17 protein-coding genes are annotated in these 15,768 nt (G+C 64.0%); 3 read left to right on the plus strand and 14 right to left on the minus strand.

Translation table 11 applies throughout. The features are described from left to right. Positions 1-5 precede the first annotated feature (5 nt). From rnc to E6X30_RS01865, 5 genes are read right to left on the minus strand one after another with little or no spacing between them, the layout of a single operon-like run. The gene (gene rnc / locus E6X30_RS01845; protein ID WP_083288132.1) at positions 6-755 is read right to left on the minus strand and encodes a ribonuclease III; all 750 of its coding nucleotides are present in this window, start codon (positions 753-755) and stop codon (positions 6-8) included. Continuing rightward, positions 752-1,372: a DUF177 domain-containing protein gene (locus E6X30_RS01850; protein WP_316335623.1), complete on the minus strand. Its 621-nt coding sequence runs from the start codon at positions 1,370-1,372 to the stop codon at positions 752-754. Before E6X30_RS01850 ends, rnc begins: the two co-directional genes overlap by 4 nt. Beyond that, positions 1,369-1,884 carry a pantetheine-phosphate adenylyltransferase gene (gene coaD, locus E6X30_RS01855; protein WP_070458447.1) on the minus strand — a complete coding sequence of 172 codons (516 nt, stop codon included), beginning with the start codon at positions 1,882-1,884 and terminating at the stop codon, positions 1,369-1,371. The genes E6X30_RS01850 and coaD overlap by 4 nt, the downstream gene beginning before the upstream one ends. Positions 1,885-1,893: 9 nt before the next feature. After that, entirely contained in the window at positions 1,894-2,475 is a 582-nt protein-coding gene (locus E6X30_RS01860; RefSeq protein WP_316335624.1) for an RsmD family RNA methyltransferase, read from the minus strand. 2 nt (positions 2,476-2,477) lie between these two features. Continuing rightward, positions 2,478-4,706, minus strand: coding sequence for an ATP-dependent DNA helicase RecG (locus tag E6X30_RS01865; RefSeq protein ID WP_316335625.1), 2,229 nt, complete (start codon positions 4,704-4,706; stop codon positions 2,478-2,480). A gap of 213 nt (positions 4,707-4,919) precedes the next feature. On the opposite strand from E6X30_RS01865, the gene rpmB reads away from it, so the two are divergent. Continuing rightward, positions 4,920-5,111, plus strand: a complete 192-nt coding sequence (rpmB, locus tag E6X30_RS01870; RefSeq protein WP_016664741.1) for a 50S ribosomal protein L28 — start codon at positions 4,920-4,922, stop codon at positions 5,109-5,111. 131 nt (positions 5,112-5,242) lie between these two features. Here rpmB and E6X30_RS01875 read toward each other — a convergent pair whose 3' ends face one another. Genes E6X30_RS01875 through E6X30_RS01885 form a run of 3 tightly spaced genes read right to left on the minus strand, consistent with a single transcriptional unit; the run spans position 5,243 to position 8,032 of the window. Further along, positions 5,243-5,893, minus strand: coding sequence for a class I SAM-dependent methyltransferase (locus tag E6X30_RS01875; protein WP_316335626.1), 651 nt, complete (start codon positions 5,891-5,893; stop codon positions 5,243-5,245). Between the two features lie 18 nt (positions 5,894-5,911). Next, positions 5,912-6,940, minus strand: a complete 1,029-nt coding sequence (gene thiL / locus E6X30_RS01880; RefSeq protein WP_316335627.1) for a thiamine-phosphate kinase — start codon at positions 6,938-6,940, stop codon at positions 5,912-5,914. Then, complete coding sequence (locus E6X30_RS01885; protein ID WP_051120663.1) at positions 6,941-8,032, minus strand: GNAT family N-acetyltransferase; 1,092 nt, start codon at positions 8,030-8,032, stop codon at positions 6,941-6,943. A 66-nt stretch (positions 8,033-8,098) separates the two neighbouring features. Here E6X30_RS01885 and E6X30_RS01890 point away from each other — a divergent pair, with 66 nt between their 5' ends. After that, positions 8,099-8,629 carry a DUF3515 family protein gene (locus tag E6X30_RS01890; RefSeq protein WP_316335628.1) on the plus strand — a complete coding sequence of 177 codons (531 nt, stop codon included), beginning with the start codon at positions 8,099-8,101 and terminating at the stop codon, positions 8,627-8,629. Positions 8,630-8,632: 3 nt separating this feature from the next. On the opposite strand, the gene E6X30_RS01895 is transcribed toward E6X30_RS01890, so the two are convergent. The 6 genes from E6X30_RS01895 to leuC form a co-directional block, all read right to left on the minus strand. Next, on the minus strand, positions 8,633-9,733 hold the full coding sequence (locus E6X30_RS01895; protein WP_316335629.1) for a D-alanine--D-alanine ligase family protein: 1,101 nt from the start codon (positions 9,731-9,733) through the stop codon (positions 8,633-8,635). 10 nt (positions 9,734-9,743) lie between these two features. Next, complete coding sequence (locus tag E6X30_RS01900; RefSeq protein ID WP_259874067.1) at positions 9,744-10,763, minus strand: NAD(P)H-dependent glycerol-3-phosphate dehydrogenase; 1,020 nt, start codon at positions 10,761-10,763, stop codon at positions 9,744-9,746. Further along, a complete protein-coding gene (locus E6X30_RS01905; protein WP_016664748.1) occupies positions 10,747-11,340 on the minus strand; it encodes a hypothetical protein in 594 nt (197 codons plus the stop codon). The genes E6X30_RS01900 and E6X30_RS01905 overlap by 17 nt, the downstream gene beginning before the upstream one ends. A 33-nt stretch (positions 11,341-11,373) precedes the next feature. Next, positions 11,374-12,690, minus strand: a complete 1,317-nt coding sequence (gene murA / locus E6X30_RS01910; RefSeq protein WP_034373469.1) for a UDP-N-acetylglucosamine 1-carboxyvinyltransferase — start codon at positions 12,688-12,690, stop codon at positions 11,374-11,376. Positions 12,691-12,806: 116 nt separating this feature from the next. Then, positions 12,807-13,418 carry a 3-isopropylmalate dehydratase small subunit gene (gene leuD, locus E6X30_RS01915; protein ID WP_316335630.1) on the minus strand — a complete coding sequence of 204 codons (612 nt, stop codon included), beginning with the start codon at positions 13,416-13,418 and terminating at the stop codon, positions 12,807-12,809. A 33-nt stretch (positions 13,419-13,451) separates the two neighbouring features. Beyond that, positions 13,452-14,888 (minus strand): 3-isopropylmalate dehydratase large subunit, encoded by a 1,437-nt coding sequence (gene leuC, locus E6X30_RS01920; RefSeq protein WP_316335631.1) that lies wholly within the window; start codon positions 14,886-14,888, stop codon positions 13,452-13,454. Positions 14,889-15,034: 146 nt separating this feature from the next. Here leuC and E6X30_RS01925 point away from each other — a divergent pair, with 146 nt between their 5' ends. Continuing rightward, positions 15,035-15,754 (plus strand): IclR family transcriptional regulator, encoded by a 720-nt coding sequence (locus tag E6X30_RS01925; RefSeq protein ID WP_040387009.1) that lies wholly within the window; start codon positions 15,035-15,037, stop codon positions 15,752-15,754. Positions 15,755-15,768 lie beyond the last annotated feature (14 nt).

Raw genomic sequence — 15,768 nt, forward strand, 5'->3', positions numbered from 1 at the left:
CTGCCCTACTCTTCGAACATCGTGAATGTCTCGCCGCGTGCGCTGTAGTACGCGAGGACGGCCCTGCGGGCGGCCTCCATCTCGGCCCCCTTCTTGCTCGTGCCTTCGCCCGTTCCCGCGAGGGTTTCGCCAACGCTCACGTGCGCGCGGAAGTGTTCGGTATCGCCCGCTGTCCATTCCTCGTACGTGTAGGCGGGGACAGCGCCGAGAAGTGCGCCGATCTCCTGCAGCCGCGACTTGTAGTCGAATGCTCCGAGCATGAACGTGTCGTCGTCGAGGATCGGAGAAAGGAGGTCGAGCACGAATACGCGGGCCGCTTCAGCGCCGAGGCTCAGGTGCACGGCTCCGATAATCGCTTCGACGGCATCCTCGAGCACGGAATCTCGGTCCCGCCCGCCCGTAAGGGATTCGCCCTTGCCGAGTTTGAGGTAGGCGCCGAGGTTGTGCAGGCGTGCGATGTGTGAAAGGGCGCGCGTGCTCACAACGGTCGAGCGGCGGCGGGAAAGAGAACCCTGGGATGCGTCCGGGTAGGTGCGGTACAGGTGATCGGCGACGGCGAGGCTCAGCACCGCGTCGCCGAGGTACTCGAGGCGTTCATTTTGCGGGCACTCGTCGTTTTCAAAACTGTAAGAGCGGTGGGTGAGCGCGAGGTCGAGCAGGTCGGGATCGAGCTCGCCCTTAAGTGGGAGCGAAGCCAACAGTCCGCTGCGATCCTCGAGGTGCGGGATGGGCTGCCGTTTGCGCTTGCGGCTCACTTCTCCTCACCCTCGCGATCGTCGTCCTGCTCGAGCAGTCCGGCGAGCGCCGCAAAACGCGGGTCGTAGATGACGTGCTCGTGGTCGGGATCGTCTTCCATACGCATGCCGCACTGAGAGCACAGGCCCGGGCAGTCTTCGCGGCACAAAGGTTGGTAGGGCGCGGCCATCGCAAAAGCGTCGTGAACGAGAGGGCCGAGGTCGATCACATCGCCCTCGAGTACGGGGACGTCCTCGTCTTCAAGCTCGGCCGGAACCTTCTCGGGGTAGCTAAACAGTTCGTCGAAGCGCACGTCGAGGTGGTCGTCAACCGGGTCGAGGCAGCGCGAGCACTCGGCATGGACGTCTGCGCGTGCCGTCCCGGTCACGTAGATGCCTTCATCCACGGATTCGAGGCTTGCCTCGACCGTGATGTCGTCGCCGGGCCTCACGGCAAATTCGGGGTCGCCCACGGGCTGCGTGGAGGTTGCCGTGCGCGAAATGGTGCGCTGCGAGCCGATTTTATGGATGAGATCGATCGCGTCGATCTCAAGATCGAGCCCCGCGTTGAAGGGTTTTTCGGCCTGGGCGTCCTTCTTTCGGGGGCGCGGGGTGCTCTTGCCCTTCGCGTCGGTCATGAGTGCTCCTTTGAGTCTGCGGCTGGCGTTGTGTATGCGGCGGTGAGGGCGCGCGTTGACGCATCCGGAAGATAGCGGCTCGCATCACCGCCGAGCGAGTAAATCTCTCGAACGAGCGAGCTCGAGATGTGCGCGAGTGCGGGATCGGTCAAGAGGAAGAGCGTGTCCAACCCGCCGAGGTCCATATTGGCCCGCGCCATGGGTTCCTCGTACGCGAGGTCCTGGGCGTTTCGTATTCCTTTGACGAGGTGGGTTGCGCCGAGTTTCTTCGCACCTTCGACAAGGAGGCCGCCCGGCAGCGTGTCAACACTCGCTCTATCGGCAAGGCCCTCGCGGGCAAGCGTCTCACGAATAGCTTCGCAGCGCGCGTCGAAGGGGATGCGCGCGCTCTTATGGGGGTTGTGGGCGACTGCCACGATCACGCGGTCGCTGAGCGCATACGCGCGCCTCACGAGATCGAGGTGCCCGAGAGTGAACGGATCGAATGACCCCGGGATAAGGGCGGTGAGCATGCGTTAAGCCTACCGGCTTGCCTCCGTGATCGCTGGATCGAGGTAGGTGAAGTATTCGACTCTCGTGTCCCCGAAATCTCGCGCCCCCTCGTCAACGAAATAGGAGGGTAGCGGAGTTTTTTCGCTTCGCGCGGAGCGTTCGAGCACGATTGTCGCCTCATCGGCAAGCTGGCCGGCTGCACCGAGGCCGGTCACGAGGCGCGCAAGCTCCTCGGTCGCAACGGCGTAGGGCGGGTCGGCGCACACGAGCGTAAAGGGGGCCTCCCGGCGGGGTCCGACGCTTGCCTGGCCACACTCGACCCTCAGGCTTTCTTCGAGGCCGAGAGTTCGGGCGGCCTCGCCGATGGCTTTTGCCGTGGGGCGATGCGCCTCGACGAGGACGGCGAAGTCCGCTCCTCGCGATAGTGCCTCGAAGGCGAGCGCCCCGGTTCCGGCGTAGAGGTCGAGAACCGTCGAGCCGCGCACGGCGCCCCACGAGTCGAGTCTTGAGAAAACTGCTTCGCGCACGCGATCACTCGTGGGCCGGGTGCGGTTCGTGGGAGGTGACGGCACGGTGCGTCCGCCGAGTAGTCCGGCGATAATGCGAGGCACGGTCAGCTCCTTTCGAGATTGTCGACGCCGCGAGCACTGTGGCGCGCAATCGCGGCATCGAGGGCATCGTGTTCGCTCGCGGATGGCGCCTCGAGGCTACTTGTCGTAAGCGCCCCGCGAGATAGGGCTTCGGTTACGAGAGCGTCTTCGCGGGCCTCAAGGATCATACGCGCGTCGCGGCCCACGTCGAGGAATCGCACGGCTACGGACGTTCCCGATTGAATATCGCCGACGAGGTCGCCGCCGCCGCGACGCTCGAGATCCAGCTCGGCGAGAGCAAATCCGTCAGTGGTGGAGGCGAGTTCTACGAGCCCGTCGTGCTGGGCGCTCTGGCGGGGGAACCGCGTGGCAAAGAATGCGATTCCCGGATGCGCACCTCGACCAATACGGCCGCGGAGCTGGTGAAGTTGGGCGAGGCCGAAGCGCTCGGCATCGAGCACGAGCATGACGCTCGCATTCGGCACATCGACGCCGACTTCGATCACGGTCGTCGCCACGAGCACGTCAATGTCACCGGCGGCAAACGCCTCCATGCGCTCGCGTTTAATGTCGCTTGGAAGCCGGCCGTGCAATTCCTCGATGCGAAGCGCGTCAAAGCCTGGTTTTCCCCGCAGCATCTCGAGCGTGGGAGTGACCGCATGGAGCGGGTGTTCGCTCCCGAACGGATCTGCGGGAGAAGCGGCCTGCGCTGGATCCTCCGGATCAATGCGCGGACACACGACGAATGCCTGGCGGCCGGCGTGGACTTCCTCGAGGACGCGCTCCCACATGCGCTCGCGCCACGCGGTATCGCCCAGGGGCACGACAAATGAGGACACCTCGGCACCCTCGCGGGGCCGCCCCTCGAGCGTGAGCAAATCGAGGTCACCGACGAGGGCGAGCGCAGCCGATCGAGGGATCGGGGTCGCGGTCATCACCATCATGTGCGGGCGCAGGTCGCCGGGTCCCTTGGACCGCAGTTGGCGGCGGTGATCCACGCCGAAGCGATGCTGTTCATCGATAATCACGAGGCCGAGCTTCAAAAAGTCGACGCTCTCGGTCAGCAGGGCGTGTGTTCCCACGGCGATCCCAGCCTCGCCACTCATGAGATCGAGAAGACTCTCGCGTCGCTCGGAGGCCTTCTGGGCGCCAACGAGTAAGCGAACGCGCGTCGCCGATTCGTGCGCATCAAGGTGACCGCTGCGCGCAAGGTCGCCAAGCATCGACGTGATGGTCGAGTAATGCTGCCGTGCCAGTACTTCCGTCGGGGCGAGGAGCACGGCTTGGAAACCGGAATCGACGGCACGCACCATCGCGCGCAGCGCCACCACGGTTTTTCCCGAGCCCACGTCTCCCTGGAGCAGGAGCGACGTGGGGTGGGGTGCAGCAATCCTCTCGGCGATCTGCTCCCCCACGTCCTTCTGTGACGAGGTCAAGGTGAACGGCAGCCGCCCATCGAGTGCCCGGCTGAGGTCCCCGTAAGTCCCGAGCGGTGGGGCGGCGTCCTGAACGTCTTGTGCTCGGCGCCTGGCGAAAATCGACTGGATGACAAAAGCCTCTTCGAAGCGGAAATACCGCAGGGCGCGTTCGACCTCCGTTTGGTCGTGAGGCGCATGGAGCATCCTCGCCGCCTCAGCGATCGTGGGCAGGTCGCGCTCACGCCTAATCGCGGCGGGAATGACGTCGCGCAGCTCGTCGACGTGTCGCAGCACTTTTGTCAATAGCGAGCGCATGAGCTTCTGCGTCGCTGCACCGCGAAGTGGATACACGGGGGCGGGCTCGAGCGCAGCGGCGACCGCCCGGGCCTCCTCCGGCGAGGGGTCGTTTGCAAGCAGAAGGTAGTCGGGGTGCGCGATCTGGTTTTCCCCCCGAAAACGCGAAACCGTTCCGCTCACAAGCACGCGCGTGCCCTCGCGCAGCCTGCTCATGTGCCAGTTGACGAGGTGCGCCTTGAAAAGAAAGAACGTGAGTTGGATGCTTTCGCCCTCGTCGTCGCACACGCGAACGTCAAGGAGGGTGCCCTTGCGATTCTTCATCGCGCGCTCCCGCACGCGTTCGACGGTCGCGATGACGGAGATGTCGTCGCCCTCGCTCAAATGGCGCAGGTCGCGCAAGGGGCCGGGCGAGGCATAGCGGCGTGGCGGAATGCGCACGAGGTCCTCGACATCCCCCGCACCCAGTGCGCGCGCGGCGGCGATTTCCTTGGGAGTCAAGAGGCCCGCGGGGAAACCGTCGGCCTTCGTCTTCACCACGCTCGCTCCTTTCGCCCCGCCAACACTGACGGCATTCTTTCACGACCGACGTCGCAATGTGGCTGACTACACAGGGGTTATGGAGGCATCCCTATCGCTCTTCGCGCGCGAGTGGGCTATGCTTTTGGGGTTGCCCAGCGCCACGCGGCTCGATCCGCTGCATGAGCCTCGGCGCACAAATCAAGTACGTTAGCGATTATTCAGGAGAACACCGTGGCTTCCAAGTGTGACATTTGCGCCAAGGGCCCGAGCTTCGGCAAGAGCGTTTCCCACTCGCACCGTCGCACCTCGCGCCGCTGGAGCCCCAACATCCAGTCCGTGCGCACCGTGATCGGCGGCACCTCGAAGCGCCTCAACGTGTGCACCTCGTGCCTCAAGGCCGGCAAGGTTCAGCGCGCCGCCTGAGCATCCGGGCACTGCCCGAGCGAAAGCTTAGTAAAAGGACCTCCCCTCGGGGAGGTCCTTTTCGCATGCCCAAGAGACATCCGCCGTGACACCACACACGAGGTGCCCGGGGAAGTCCCACCGAGGTTGCTCTACTTGCCCTCGCCCTTCACCGAGATGACAACGGCGAATCCAGGGTCATCGCTCGCCGGGCGTAAATCCCACGTCGAAAACACCTGGGGCACCTCGAAGCCCGCGGCGGCAGCATCCGCCACATAGCTCTCGAGCGAATACCCGCGGCCCGTTCCAAAACCGGCGACAAGGCGACCTCCCGGACGCAAGAGCCTCGCGAAGTTCTCGAGAACGCGACGCCTATCGCTTTCGGCAACAAACGTGACAACGTTGCCCGCCGCGACAACCACGTCGAATGTTCCGAGTGAGTCCTCACCGAGAATCGCGCACGCCTCGGCGAGGTCGCCTGTAATCCAGCGGGGACCTGGCGAGGTGCGCTCCGCATAGGCGACGAGGGTTGGGTCAAGGTCGATCCCCACAACGTCGTGGCCGCGACGAGCAAGCTCTGCACCGACGCGCCCGGTTCCGCTCCCGGCATCGAGCACGAGGGCTCCGCGAGGCGCGAGTGCATCGATGAGTCGCGCTTCCCCATCGATGTCCTTGCCTTCCGCGCGCATCCGCTCCCAGCGCTCGATGTACCACTGGGAGTGGCCAGGATTGCGTTCGAGGTTGCGCGTCCACTGTGATTTCCCGGGAGAGCCGGGCGTGGGATTCATGGGCATGATCGGCATAGAAGGCATCCATCCACCCTAAACGGAAAAATGGTCCCAACCGTACATGGCGAGTGGCACGCCGTCGAGACGCACGTCGCCATCGCCCTCGGCAGCGCGCACGCACCCAATCTCGCGGAATGCGGCACGCACCTGAGCGTTTTCGTCCCACACCGACCGAGGGAACGTCGCGAGCATGAGGTGCTCCTCCCCCGAACCCAGGACCCACTCCATGGGATCGACGCTCAACACATTGGCAAGCGGCGCGAGAAGCGCACAATCATTCTCAAGCGCCGCCCGCGACAGGTCGAGGTTTACTCCACTTGCGCGAGCAATTCGGCTCGCATCCCTCACGAGTCCATCGGAGATATCGATCATCGCGCTCGCCGAACGCCCCGCGCCCCACCCCGCTGAGAGGTCAGGCTCGGGTGCGAGGTGCCACGACAGTGCACGGTCCGCAATGCTCGCGACGGCTTTGCCCCGAGACTCGAGGTCGGGCAGTGTGGCGTCGGACTTCCCGAGCACTTGAGCGAGCCCGGCGCTGCTGAGCCCGAGCACTTCCCCGCCGACCGCAAGAACATCCCCTTCTTTCGCGCCCGAGCGCATGACTGCCGTACCCGGCCGCGCTAGTTCGCCGATCGCTGTGATCGAAACCGTGAGTTCGCGAGCGGTACCAAGGTCCCCGCCGATCACCGACGCACCGAGCGGGTGTGCCTCGAGCGCAATGCCCTCAGCGATGCCCTCGAGTACCGCGATCGGTGTGTCTTTGCCCGCGAGGACGGTCGTCAGCAGCCAGCGCGGCCGCGCCCCCATCGAGGCGACATCCGCGAGGTTCTGTACGGCAGCCTTGCGACCGATGCTCACGGGATCAGAAATACCGAGAATGAAGTCGTAGCCCTCAACGATCGCATCGGTCGTGAACACGAGCTCCCCCGCGGCACGAACAACGGCGCAGTCATCACCAGGGCCCACGATGACCGCATCATCGCGATGCTGAAAAAACGGGACGATTCGCTCGAGGATCCCCGCCTCACCAAGCTCGCCGAGGCTTGTTTCGTGCTGCCGCACTCAAATCCCTCGAAGCTTTCCTTCGAAGGTGATCTCTTTCGCGACCGTGCGATAGCCAAGGCGTTCGTTGATGGCATTCATGTGGGTGTTGGTGTGGTTTGTGTACGTGCGCAGCACATCGACTTTTGACTCAGTTTCGGTCAGGAGGCGATGCGTCATGAGCTTAAGCGCGAGGCCAAGGTTATGCCCGCGGTGCTCGGGCATGACCAGGGTGATGGCCTGCTCGCCAAGTCGCGAACCATCCTCGCGAAACATCACGTATGATGTCCCAGCAAACGTGCCGTTCGACGCGAGGGCGACCGCCGTGAGGCGGCGATAGCCACGCTCAGCGATCCTCGCTTCGATCGCTCGGACCCGCTCCTCGTCGTACTCGGGCTTCTCAAGCGAAGAATCCTCAGTCGGGGCATCCGCGACCATCTGATTGAGCAGCACACACCACTGCTCCATGTGCTCCTCAGGGACGTCCCCTTCCCAGGTAATGATGCGGTACTTGCCAAGGGAAGCTTCGACCTCGACGTGGAGGTCCTCGACGAGGTCGCGATCGAGCGGGAGCGAAACCGTGCTCACGAACTCCGTGGCGACCTTCGCGAGGCCAAGCCGGGTCGCGATCCTTGAAGCCGGAAGCTCGTTTTCCGCCTGAGTTGAATCCACGTGGGTGAGCGCATAGCCGAAAGCCTTCGGACGCTCCTCGTGCGTCATAATGTCCCGGAGCGCATCCGTGAGCATCGTGCCAATACCTTTGCCTCGCCACGCGGGATACACAACGAGCTCGATCTCTTGCGTATCAGTGTTCTCAGTGAGAGGGAGCTGAAGCTCGGCGAGACCGGCGATCATGCGTGCGCCTTCAAGGCTCTCCACCTCGGCCACGAGCTGATATGAACGTTTGTGGTCGGTGTCTGCGTGTTCGGCACGAAGCTGGCCGGGCGTGCGGCGCTCGTGAGCGTCGCAAAATTCCTCGTCAAGAACGCGGTAGAGATCCCAATACTGCTTAAGCTCCGCGTCGCTCGAATGATCGAGGAATCGCACCGTGACATGCGGCCCTTCGGGGAAAAGCTGCTCGGTGCGGGGTGTCAGTGCGTACTTCTCGCTCATGGTCACCAAGATTATCAGCTTCCGTCCAGGCACTCACGATCCAGACAGAGAGTTAGGGTGGTGTTCATGATGCATACGCCCCCGGCCCAGCCCCTGGCATGCGCGCTCCGGCGCGCGCTCGTCGCCTCGCTCGCGATCGGGAGCACCCTGGCACTCGCCGCGTGCGGAGCCGTCGCCGTACCCCCGCCCGAAGCCGACGCCACCAATCCCCGTTGCGCCGAGATCATCGTGTCGCTTCCCGATACCCTTCTGGGTCTCGATCGCAGCGAAACCACGGCCCAATCAACAGCCGCATGGGGTCACGGCGACAGTACGATCGTGCTTCGCTGCGGTGTGACCCCTCCCCCGCCCACGACCGATCTGTGCACCACGATCGCCGCGCGCAACGGCAAGGAGATCGACTGGATCGTGAAAGAAGACGACAAGCGCGGGATCGTGCACATGACGACCTACGGGCGAGAACCGGCAATTGACGTCACCGTGCCTCGCTCGGTCGCCCCCGACCAGCCGAGCGCCGCGGCCATCGAACTCGCGAGCCTCATTGCGCAGGTCCCTCAATCGGGTGGTCGCTGCCTCGCATTCGACGACGCGCAATAGCCCCTAGCGCAGCCCTACGCCACGCTCAAGGGCATTGTCGATCAGGCGAGAGATCAGGTCGGCGTAGGAAATCCCCATGTTCTCCCACAGCACGGGGAACATCGAGATCTGGGTGAAGCCCGGCATCGTGTTGACCTCGTTGACGATCACCTCGCCCGCCCCGGTCACGAACACATCCACGCGCGCGAGTCCCTCGAGTTCGAGGGCTTCGAACGCACGCGCGGCTACCTCTCGCACTGCCGCCACGTACCGCTCGGGAATCGCCGCGGGAATATCGATCGTGACGGTGCCCTTACCGAAATACTTCGACTCGTAGTCATAAAAAGCGAGGTCCTCGCCGATGACGACCTCACCCGGAAGACTCGTGCGCGGTGCCTGTCCATTCTCCCCCTGGAGAACGCCGCATTCCACCTCGCGCCCCTCTATGCCCTGTTCGATAAGCACCTTCGGGTCGAAGCGGAAGGCTTCGTCAAGCGCTGCATCGAGCTGATCGGGAGCGTCTACCTTCGTCACGCCGAAACTTGAGCCCGCTCGCGCCGGTTTGACGAACAGCGGAAAGGCGAGGCTTGATGCGCGCTCGCGCACTGTCGCTCGAGGTTCACTCGCGCGCACGACGACGCCGCGGGCAACGTTGAGACCCGCAGCTTGGAGAATGCGCTTCGTGAAGTCCTTATCCATCGAAGCTGCGGAGGCAAGTACGCCCGACCCGACGTAAGGCACATCCCAGAGCTCGCATAGTCCCTGGACCGTGCCGTCCTCGCCGTAGGGCCCGTGCAAAAGAGGAAACACCGCGTCAATATGTGCGAGGTGCTCAATACGACCGCCGTCGCGCACGACGCGAAGCTCGACCTTTCCCTGTCCGAGTCGCGACTGCTGGAGGATGATTTCGTCACCCGAATCGGGCACGTGAGGGGCGAGCCCGTTCGTGATTTGCCAGTGCTCGGGATCCCCCGTGACCTCGACAAAGCGGCCATCGCTCGTAACGCCGATGGGCACTACGTCAAAACGCGAGCGGTCAATCTGGCGCAAAATACCGCCGGCGGTCACGCATGAAATGCCGTGTTCGCTCGAGCGGCCGCCGAAAATCAGCGCGATGGTGTGCACGTGGGCTCCTCTATTCGAATCGGACAGAACGCGAAAGAAGTGCGCTCGTCACTTCGGCAATATTACGCCCGCGATCGACGACATCGACGAGGGCACGGGTGATGGGCAGGTCCAGCTGCGAGCGCTCGGCAAGCTCTGCGACGGCGCGGGCGGTAGGGACGCCTTCGGCGGTTTGTCCGACGCTTGCTCTGGCCTCCTCTAGGCTTTGACCTTCGCCAAGGGCCTTCCCAAGCCTGAAATTCCTCGAAAGCGGAGAGGCGCACGTCGCGACGAGGTCGCCCATCCCGGCGAGCCCAGCAAACGTGGACGTTTCCGCACCGAGGGCAACGCCGAGCCGCGTAATTTCCGCGAGGCCGCGCGTAATGAGCGATGCGCGCGTGTTGTCGCCGTAACCGAGCCCGGCGGCGGCACCCACGGCGATCGCGATGACATTCTTCATCGCGCCCGCAACCTCGACCCCCGTCACATCGCGGCTCACGTAGGCGCGGAAATAGGGCGCCGAACACCACGAGGCCACTTCTCTGGCTGTTTCCTCGCTCGCTGAGGCGATAACCGAGGCGCACGGTTGCTCGCGGGCGATCTCCCGCGCGAGGTTCGGGCCCGACAGCACCGCGATGCGGCTCTCATTAATGCCGCCGGTGGTCGCAAGAATCTGTGACATGCGCTCGTCGCTGCCGCGCTCGATGCCTTTGATGAGCGAGACGACGGGCAGGTGGGCAATGGATGGCCAGGCCTCGAGATTCGCGCGCAAGGACTGGGCGGGGACGGCGAGGACGATGCCACGTGCCCCTTGGATAACGTCCTCGGTATCGCTCGAAGCCCAGACGGAGGCGGGAAGCTTTAAACCGGGAACGTAGCTCGCGTTCTCGTGGTTGTCGTTGATCTGCGAAGCGAGTTCCGCTCGGCGCGCCCATAGGCGCACGCGATTGCCGCCTCGCGCGAGCATGTGCGAGAAAACCGTGCCCCACGATCCTGCGCCGAGAACCGCGATGTGGCCTTCGCTCTCGCCCGCCCTACTTCGAGCGTTCACCGTCGCCCGAGGGGAGCTGCCGGTTGCGACGGATACCGCGCGTCAATCCCGCGCGACGCGCCCGAGGCGAGGTGAGACGCGCTGTTTCGCGGCGCCTGAGCGTCGCAGGGGCGCGCTTAGCGAGAGTATGAATCGCCGAAGCGTGCATCATGCGCCGCGGGCCAAAGGTGAGGCGACCGCGGATCGTACGGTACTTGACCGCCGTCGTGATCCGCACGAGCTCACCACCGGGCTCGACGGCAACGCCGATGCGGATCATGAGCGAGGGCGTATCGTCGATAATGAGAGCCTCCGAGCCCACGACCTCGCTCACATAGCGTTCGCGTTCGGGCGGCGGCACGAGGTCGAAAAGGCGAATGGCCTCATCCCTTACGGCCCGGGCACCACGCGAGGTCAGCGTCGCGTTCTCGTGAGAGAAAATCGCCTCGGCCCACACGCGCGGATCCGGTTCATCAACACCCTTGGTTGGCACGATCACGACATCGCAATAGTCCGGAAGCGGAATATCGCGAAGTGCGAGAGACGTGTACCGCTCGTGCGACGCACCGGTCGCGTGCGTCGAGGGATTCTCTGTCACCGTTGGCTCCTTACCTCGAGCGTTGATTCGTTCTCACTCTTCCCAGAAATCGGCACCGAGCTGCGTGAGCTTGTCCCTGAAGGATTCGTAGCCACGATCGATGAGGTCGATGCCGTGGATCTGCGAGACGCCGTCAGCCCCGAGAGCTGCGATCAGGTAGCTGAACCCGCCGCGCAGGTCCGGGACCGTGATCTCGGCACCCTCAAGCGGGCGCGGTCCGTTCACAACCGCCGAGTGATTGTAGTTGCGCTGACCGAAGCGGCAGCGGGAGCCGCCGAGGCACTCGCGATACACCTGGATCTGCGCGCCCATGTCATTGAGCGCGCTCGTGAAGCCAAGGCGGTTCTCGTACACGGTCTCGTGGACAATCGAAATACCGTTGGCCTGAGTCAACAACACGACGAGAGGCTGTTGCCAGTCCGTCATGAAGCCAGGGTGGACGTCGGTCTCGATCGCTGCCGAGGAGAGGCCTTTACCCGTGTCGTAGAACCGAATCCCGTCGTCGTGAATATCGACGCCGGCACCGATCTTGCGCAGCACGTTGAGGAAGGTGCCCATCGCCTTCTGCTCGGCCCCGCGGACGAACACGTCGCCGTGAGTCACGAGGGCAGCGCAGGCCCAGCTCGCCGCCTCGATGCGGTCGGGAATGCAGCGGTGACGGTAGCCATCGAGCTTCTCGACGCCCTCGATCACGATTGTGCGATCGGTGCGCAGCGAAATGATCGCGCCCATCTTTTGCAAAACGGCGATGAGATCCTCGATCTCGGGCTCGACGGCCGCGTTCTCGAGTTCAGTGATGCCCTTCGCCCGTACTGCCGTGAGGAGCACCTGCTCGGTCGCACCAACACTCGGGTACTCGAGGCGGATTTTTGCACCACGAAGACCATCCGGTGCCGTGATGTAGATGCCGTGCTCGCGCTTATCGACACGAGCACCGAAATTGCGCAGCACGTCGAGGTGATAGTTGATCGGGCGCGTGCCGATGCGGCAACCGCCCAGATCGGGGATCACGGCCTCACCGAGGCGGTGCAGAAGCGGGCCGCAGAAGAGGATCGGGATGCGCGAGCTTCCCGCGTGAGCGTCGATGTCCGCCACGTGCGCACGCTCGACGTTCGACGGGTCCATGCGGAGGGTTCCCGCTTCCGTATCGCGCTCGATTTTTACGCCGTGCACGCGAAGAAGCTCGCTCACGATCCTCACGTCGCTGATGTCGGGGACACTCGTGAGGAAGCTTTCGGTCTCACCGAGAAGCGCGGCAACCATGGCCTTCGAGACCAGGTTCTTTGCACCACGAACGGTGATCTCACCCTCGAGCGGCTTTCCGCCGCGCACATAGAAGCTTGAGGTCATAGTGGAGTTGATTCCTTTTCCGGGACGAGCCCACAGGTAACCGTCTCACCATACCGAACAGCGCTTTGAAAAGAACTGCACACGCGCCGGTGTACGCCGAGGGCGCAAAAGCCCCGCTACTGGTCGTCGGCAGTGCGCGCGGGAAGCGTCTTCGGGAGCCAGGAGGACCGACGCTTTTCAAACTCCGCGATGTCTGCTTCGTGCCGCATCGTGAGCCCGATGTCATCGAAGCCCTCCATGAGGCGCCAACGGGTGTAGTCGTCGATTTCGAACGAGAAGGTCGAATCGGCTACCTCAACCACTCGATTTTCGAGATCGACGGTGATGTCGGTTCCCGGCGCGTTCTCGAGGATCTTCCAGATCTGTTCGATATCCGACTGCGAGAGGACTGCGGCAACGAGGCCCTGCTTACCGGCGTTGCCTCGGAAAATATCCGCGAATCGGCTCGAGAGCACCGCTTTGAAACCGTAGTCGCGAAGCGCCCACACGGCATGCTCGCGCGAGGAACCGGTACCAAACTCCTCTCCCGCAACAAGAACGGAGCCTCGCGAGTAGGGCTCGCGGTTGAGCACAAAATCTGGATCCTGGCGCCACGCGCTAAAGAGACCGTCATCGAAACCCGTCTTCGTCACGCGCTTGAGGTACACGGCGGGGATGATTTGGTCGGTATCGACGTTGGAGCGTCGCAGCGGAACACCGATACCCGTGTGCGAGATGAACTTTTCCATGGTGTGAGTCCTTTCCCAGCGTCCTCGCGGCCCTCAGGCACGCACCGAGGCGTCGGCTTGTTCGAGATTGTCGAGGTCAGCGGGTGATGAAAGGGTTCCCCGCACGGCCGTCGCGGCCGCGACGACGGGCGACACGAGGTGGGTGCGCCCGCCCTTGCCCTGGCGCCCCTCGAAGTTGCGGTTCGAGGTCGAGGCGGAGCGCTCCCCCGGGGCGAGCTGGTCGGGGTTCATGCCAAGGCACATCGAGCATCCCGCATTTCGCCACTCGGCGCCAAAGGCCAGGATCTCCTTGTCGAGTCCTTCGGCTTCGGCCTGAAGTCGCACGCGCGCCGAGCCGGGAACGACGAGAACACGAACATTCGGATCCTTCGTGCGGCCTCGGATCACATCGGTGAAAGCGCGCAGGTCTTCGATTCGACCGTTCGTGCACGAGCCCATAAAGACCGTGTCGACGCGAATGTCCTTGAGCGCGGTCCCGGGCTCGAGGTCCATGTATTCGAGCGCGCGCTCGCACGCGGCTTTCGCGTTGTCGTCGGCGAAGTCCTCTGGGGCGGGAACGGCGCCCGAGAGCGGCAGGCCTTGACCGGGGTTCGTGCCCCACGTGACGAATGGCTCGAGTTCGTCGGCGTTGATCACAACTTCGGCATCGAAGGTCGCGTCGTCGTCGCTCCTGACGCTCTTCCAGTACTCGACCGCTTCGTCCCACGCCTCCCCCGTCGGCGCATGGGGGCGTCCCTTGACATACTCAAAGGTCGTCTCGTCGGGCGCGATCATGCCGGCCCGGGCACCCGCTTCGATAGACATGTTGCAGATCGTCATGCGCCCCTCCATGGAGAGGTTTCGGATGGCTTCTCCGCGGTATTCGAGCACGTATCCCTGCCCGCCACCGGTACCGATCTTCGCGATGACCGCAAGGATGATGTCTTTAGCGCTCACGCCCGGTTTAAGCGATCCTTCGACCGTAATCGCCATGGTCTTGAAGGGCTTGAGGGGCAGGGTCTGCGTCGCGAGGACGTGCTCAACTTCGGAGGTACCGATGCCGAAGGCAAGCGCGCCGAATGCACCGTGGGTCGAGGTGTGCGAGTCGCCGCACACGACCGTAATTCCCGGCATCGTGAGGCCGAGCTGCGGCCCCACGACGTGGACGATGCCCTGGTCAACGTCGCCGAGCGAGTGGATACGCACACCGAATTCCTCGGCATTGGCACGCAGAGTGTTGATCTGTGTGCGGCTTGTGAGGTCGGCAATTGGTTTGTCGATATCGACGGTCGGCGTGTTGTGATCCTCCGTCGCGAGGGTTTGGTCAACGCGGCGCGGCGAGCGCCCCTCGAGCCGCAGCCCCTCGAATGCCTGCGGGGAGGTCACCTCGTGAAGCAGGTGAAGGTCAATGTACAGGAGGTCCGGCTCTCCGCCTTCGCCCTTGCGGACTACGTGGTCCTGCCAAACCTTTTCCGCGAGAGTTCCCGCCATGTGAGTGACTCCTCGATCGTCGTCTCCCCGCGTCGCTCCTTTGCGTGAAGCGCACGGCTCGTTGGCACCAAGTTTCGCGAAGGGGCAGTGGCGAAGCACTCGCATTTCACATCGCGAGACGATAGTCTTATTCCATGAACATTCAGATCGAAGAGGGAAGCGGCGTCGGTGTGATCGACAAAGCCGCCACGGTACTCGGCGCGCTTGAAGCGGGGCCCGCAACGCTCGCAACTCTCGTGAGCACAACCGGGCTCGCCCGGCCGACGGCTCACCGGCTCGCGGTCGCGCTCGAACACCACAGGCTCGTCGCGCGCGATATCCAAGGTCGCTTCATCCTCGGGCCTCGCCTGACGGAACTCGCCGCCGCCGCTGGCGAGGACCGCCTCCTCGCCTCCGCCGGGCCCGTTCTTGCCGAGCTCAGGGACCGCTCCGGAGAATCGGCGCAGCTCTATCGTCGCCAAGCCGAACACCGCGTGTGCGTCGCGACGGCCGAGCGCCCAAGCGGCCTGCGCGATACCGTCCCACTAGGCTCAACGCTCACGATGCGAGCCGGTTCCGCCGCACAGATTCTTCTCGCCTGGGAAGAGCCAGACCGCCTCCACCGCGGCCTTCACGGGGCACGCTTCACAGCCTCAATGCTGTCGGCCGTGCGCAGACGCGGGTGGGCGCAAAGCGTCGGCGAACGCGAATCGGGCGTTGCGTCCGTGAGTGCGCCGGTTCGGGGCCCGAGCGACCGCGTCATTGCCGCCCTCTCAATCTCGGGCCCGATCGACCGCATGACGCGGCAGCCCGGAAAAATCCACGCCACTCTCGTCATGAGCTACGCGGAGAAACTTAGCGAACTCGTGCGCCAGGGCGGCCACTAGAAGTCCACTGGACG

The organism is Dermabacter sp., assembly GCF_032550575.1.
GTDB classification, from domain to species: Bacteria; Actinomycetota; Actinomycetes; order Actinomycetales; family Dermabacteraceae; genus Dermabacter; species Dermabacter hominis.

Bases quoted from the DNA above. Each gene is read 5' to 3' on its own strand.
- murA (WP_034373469.1), bottom strand. From the start codon at position 12,690: ATGACCTCAAGCTTCTATGTGCGCGGCGGAAAGCCGCTCGAGGGTGAG.
- E6X30_RS01850 (WP_316335623.1), bottom strand. From the start codon at position 1,372: ATGACCGACGCGAAGGGCAAGAGCACCCCGCGCCCCCGAAAGAAGGAC.
- leuC (WP_316335631.1), bottom strand. From the start codon at position 14,888: ATGGCGGGAACTCTCGCGGAAAAGGTTTGGCAGGACCACGTAGTCCGC.
- leuD (WP_316335630.1), bottom strand. From the start codon at position 13,418: ATGGAAAAGTTCATCTCGCACACGGGTATCGGTGTTCCGCTGCGACGC.
- E6X30_RS01885 (WP_051120663.1), bottom strand. From the start codon at position 8,032: ATGAGCGAGAAGTACGCACTGACACCCCGCACCGAGCAGCTTTTCCCC.
- E6X30_RS01875 (WP_316335626.1), bottom strand. From the start codon at position 5,893: ATGCCGATCATGCCCATGAATCCCACGCCCGGCTCTCCCGGGAAATCA.
- coaD (WP_070458447.1), bottom strand. From the start codon at position 1,884: ATGCTCACCGCCCTTATCCCGGGGTCATTCGATCCGTTCACTCTCGGG.
- E6X30_RS01890 (WP_316335628.1), top strand. From the start codon at position 8,099: ATGATGCATACGCCCCCGGCCCAGCCCCTGGCATGCGCGCTCCGGCGC.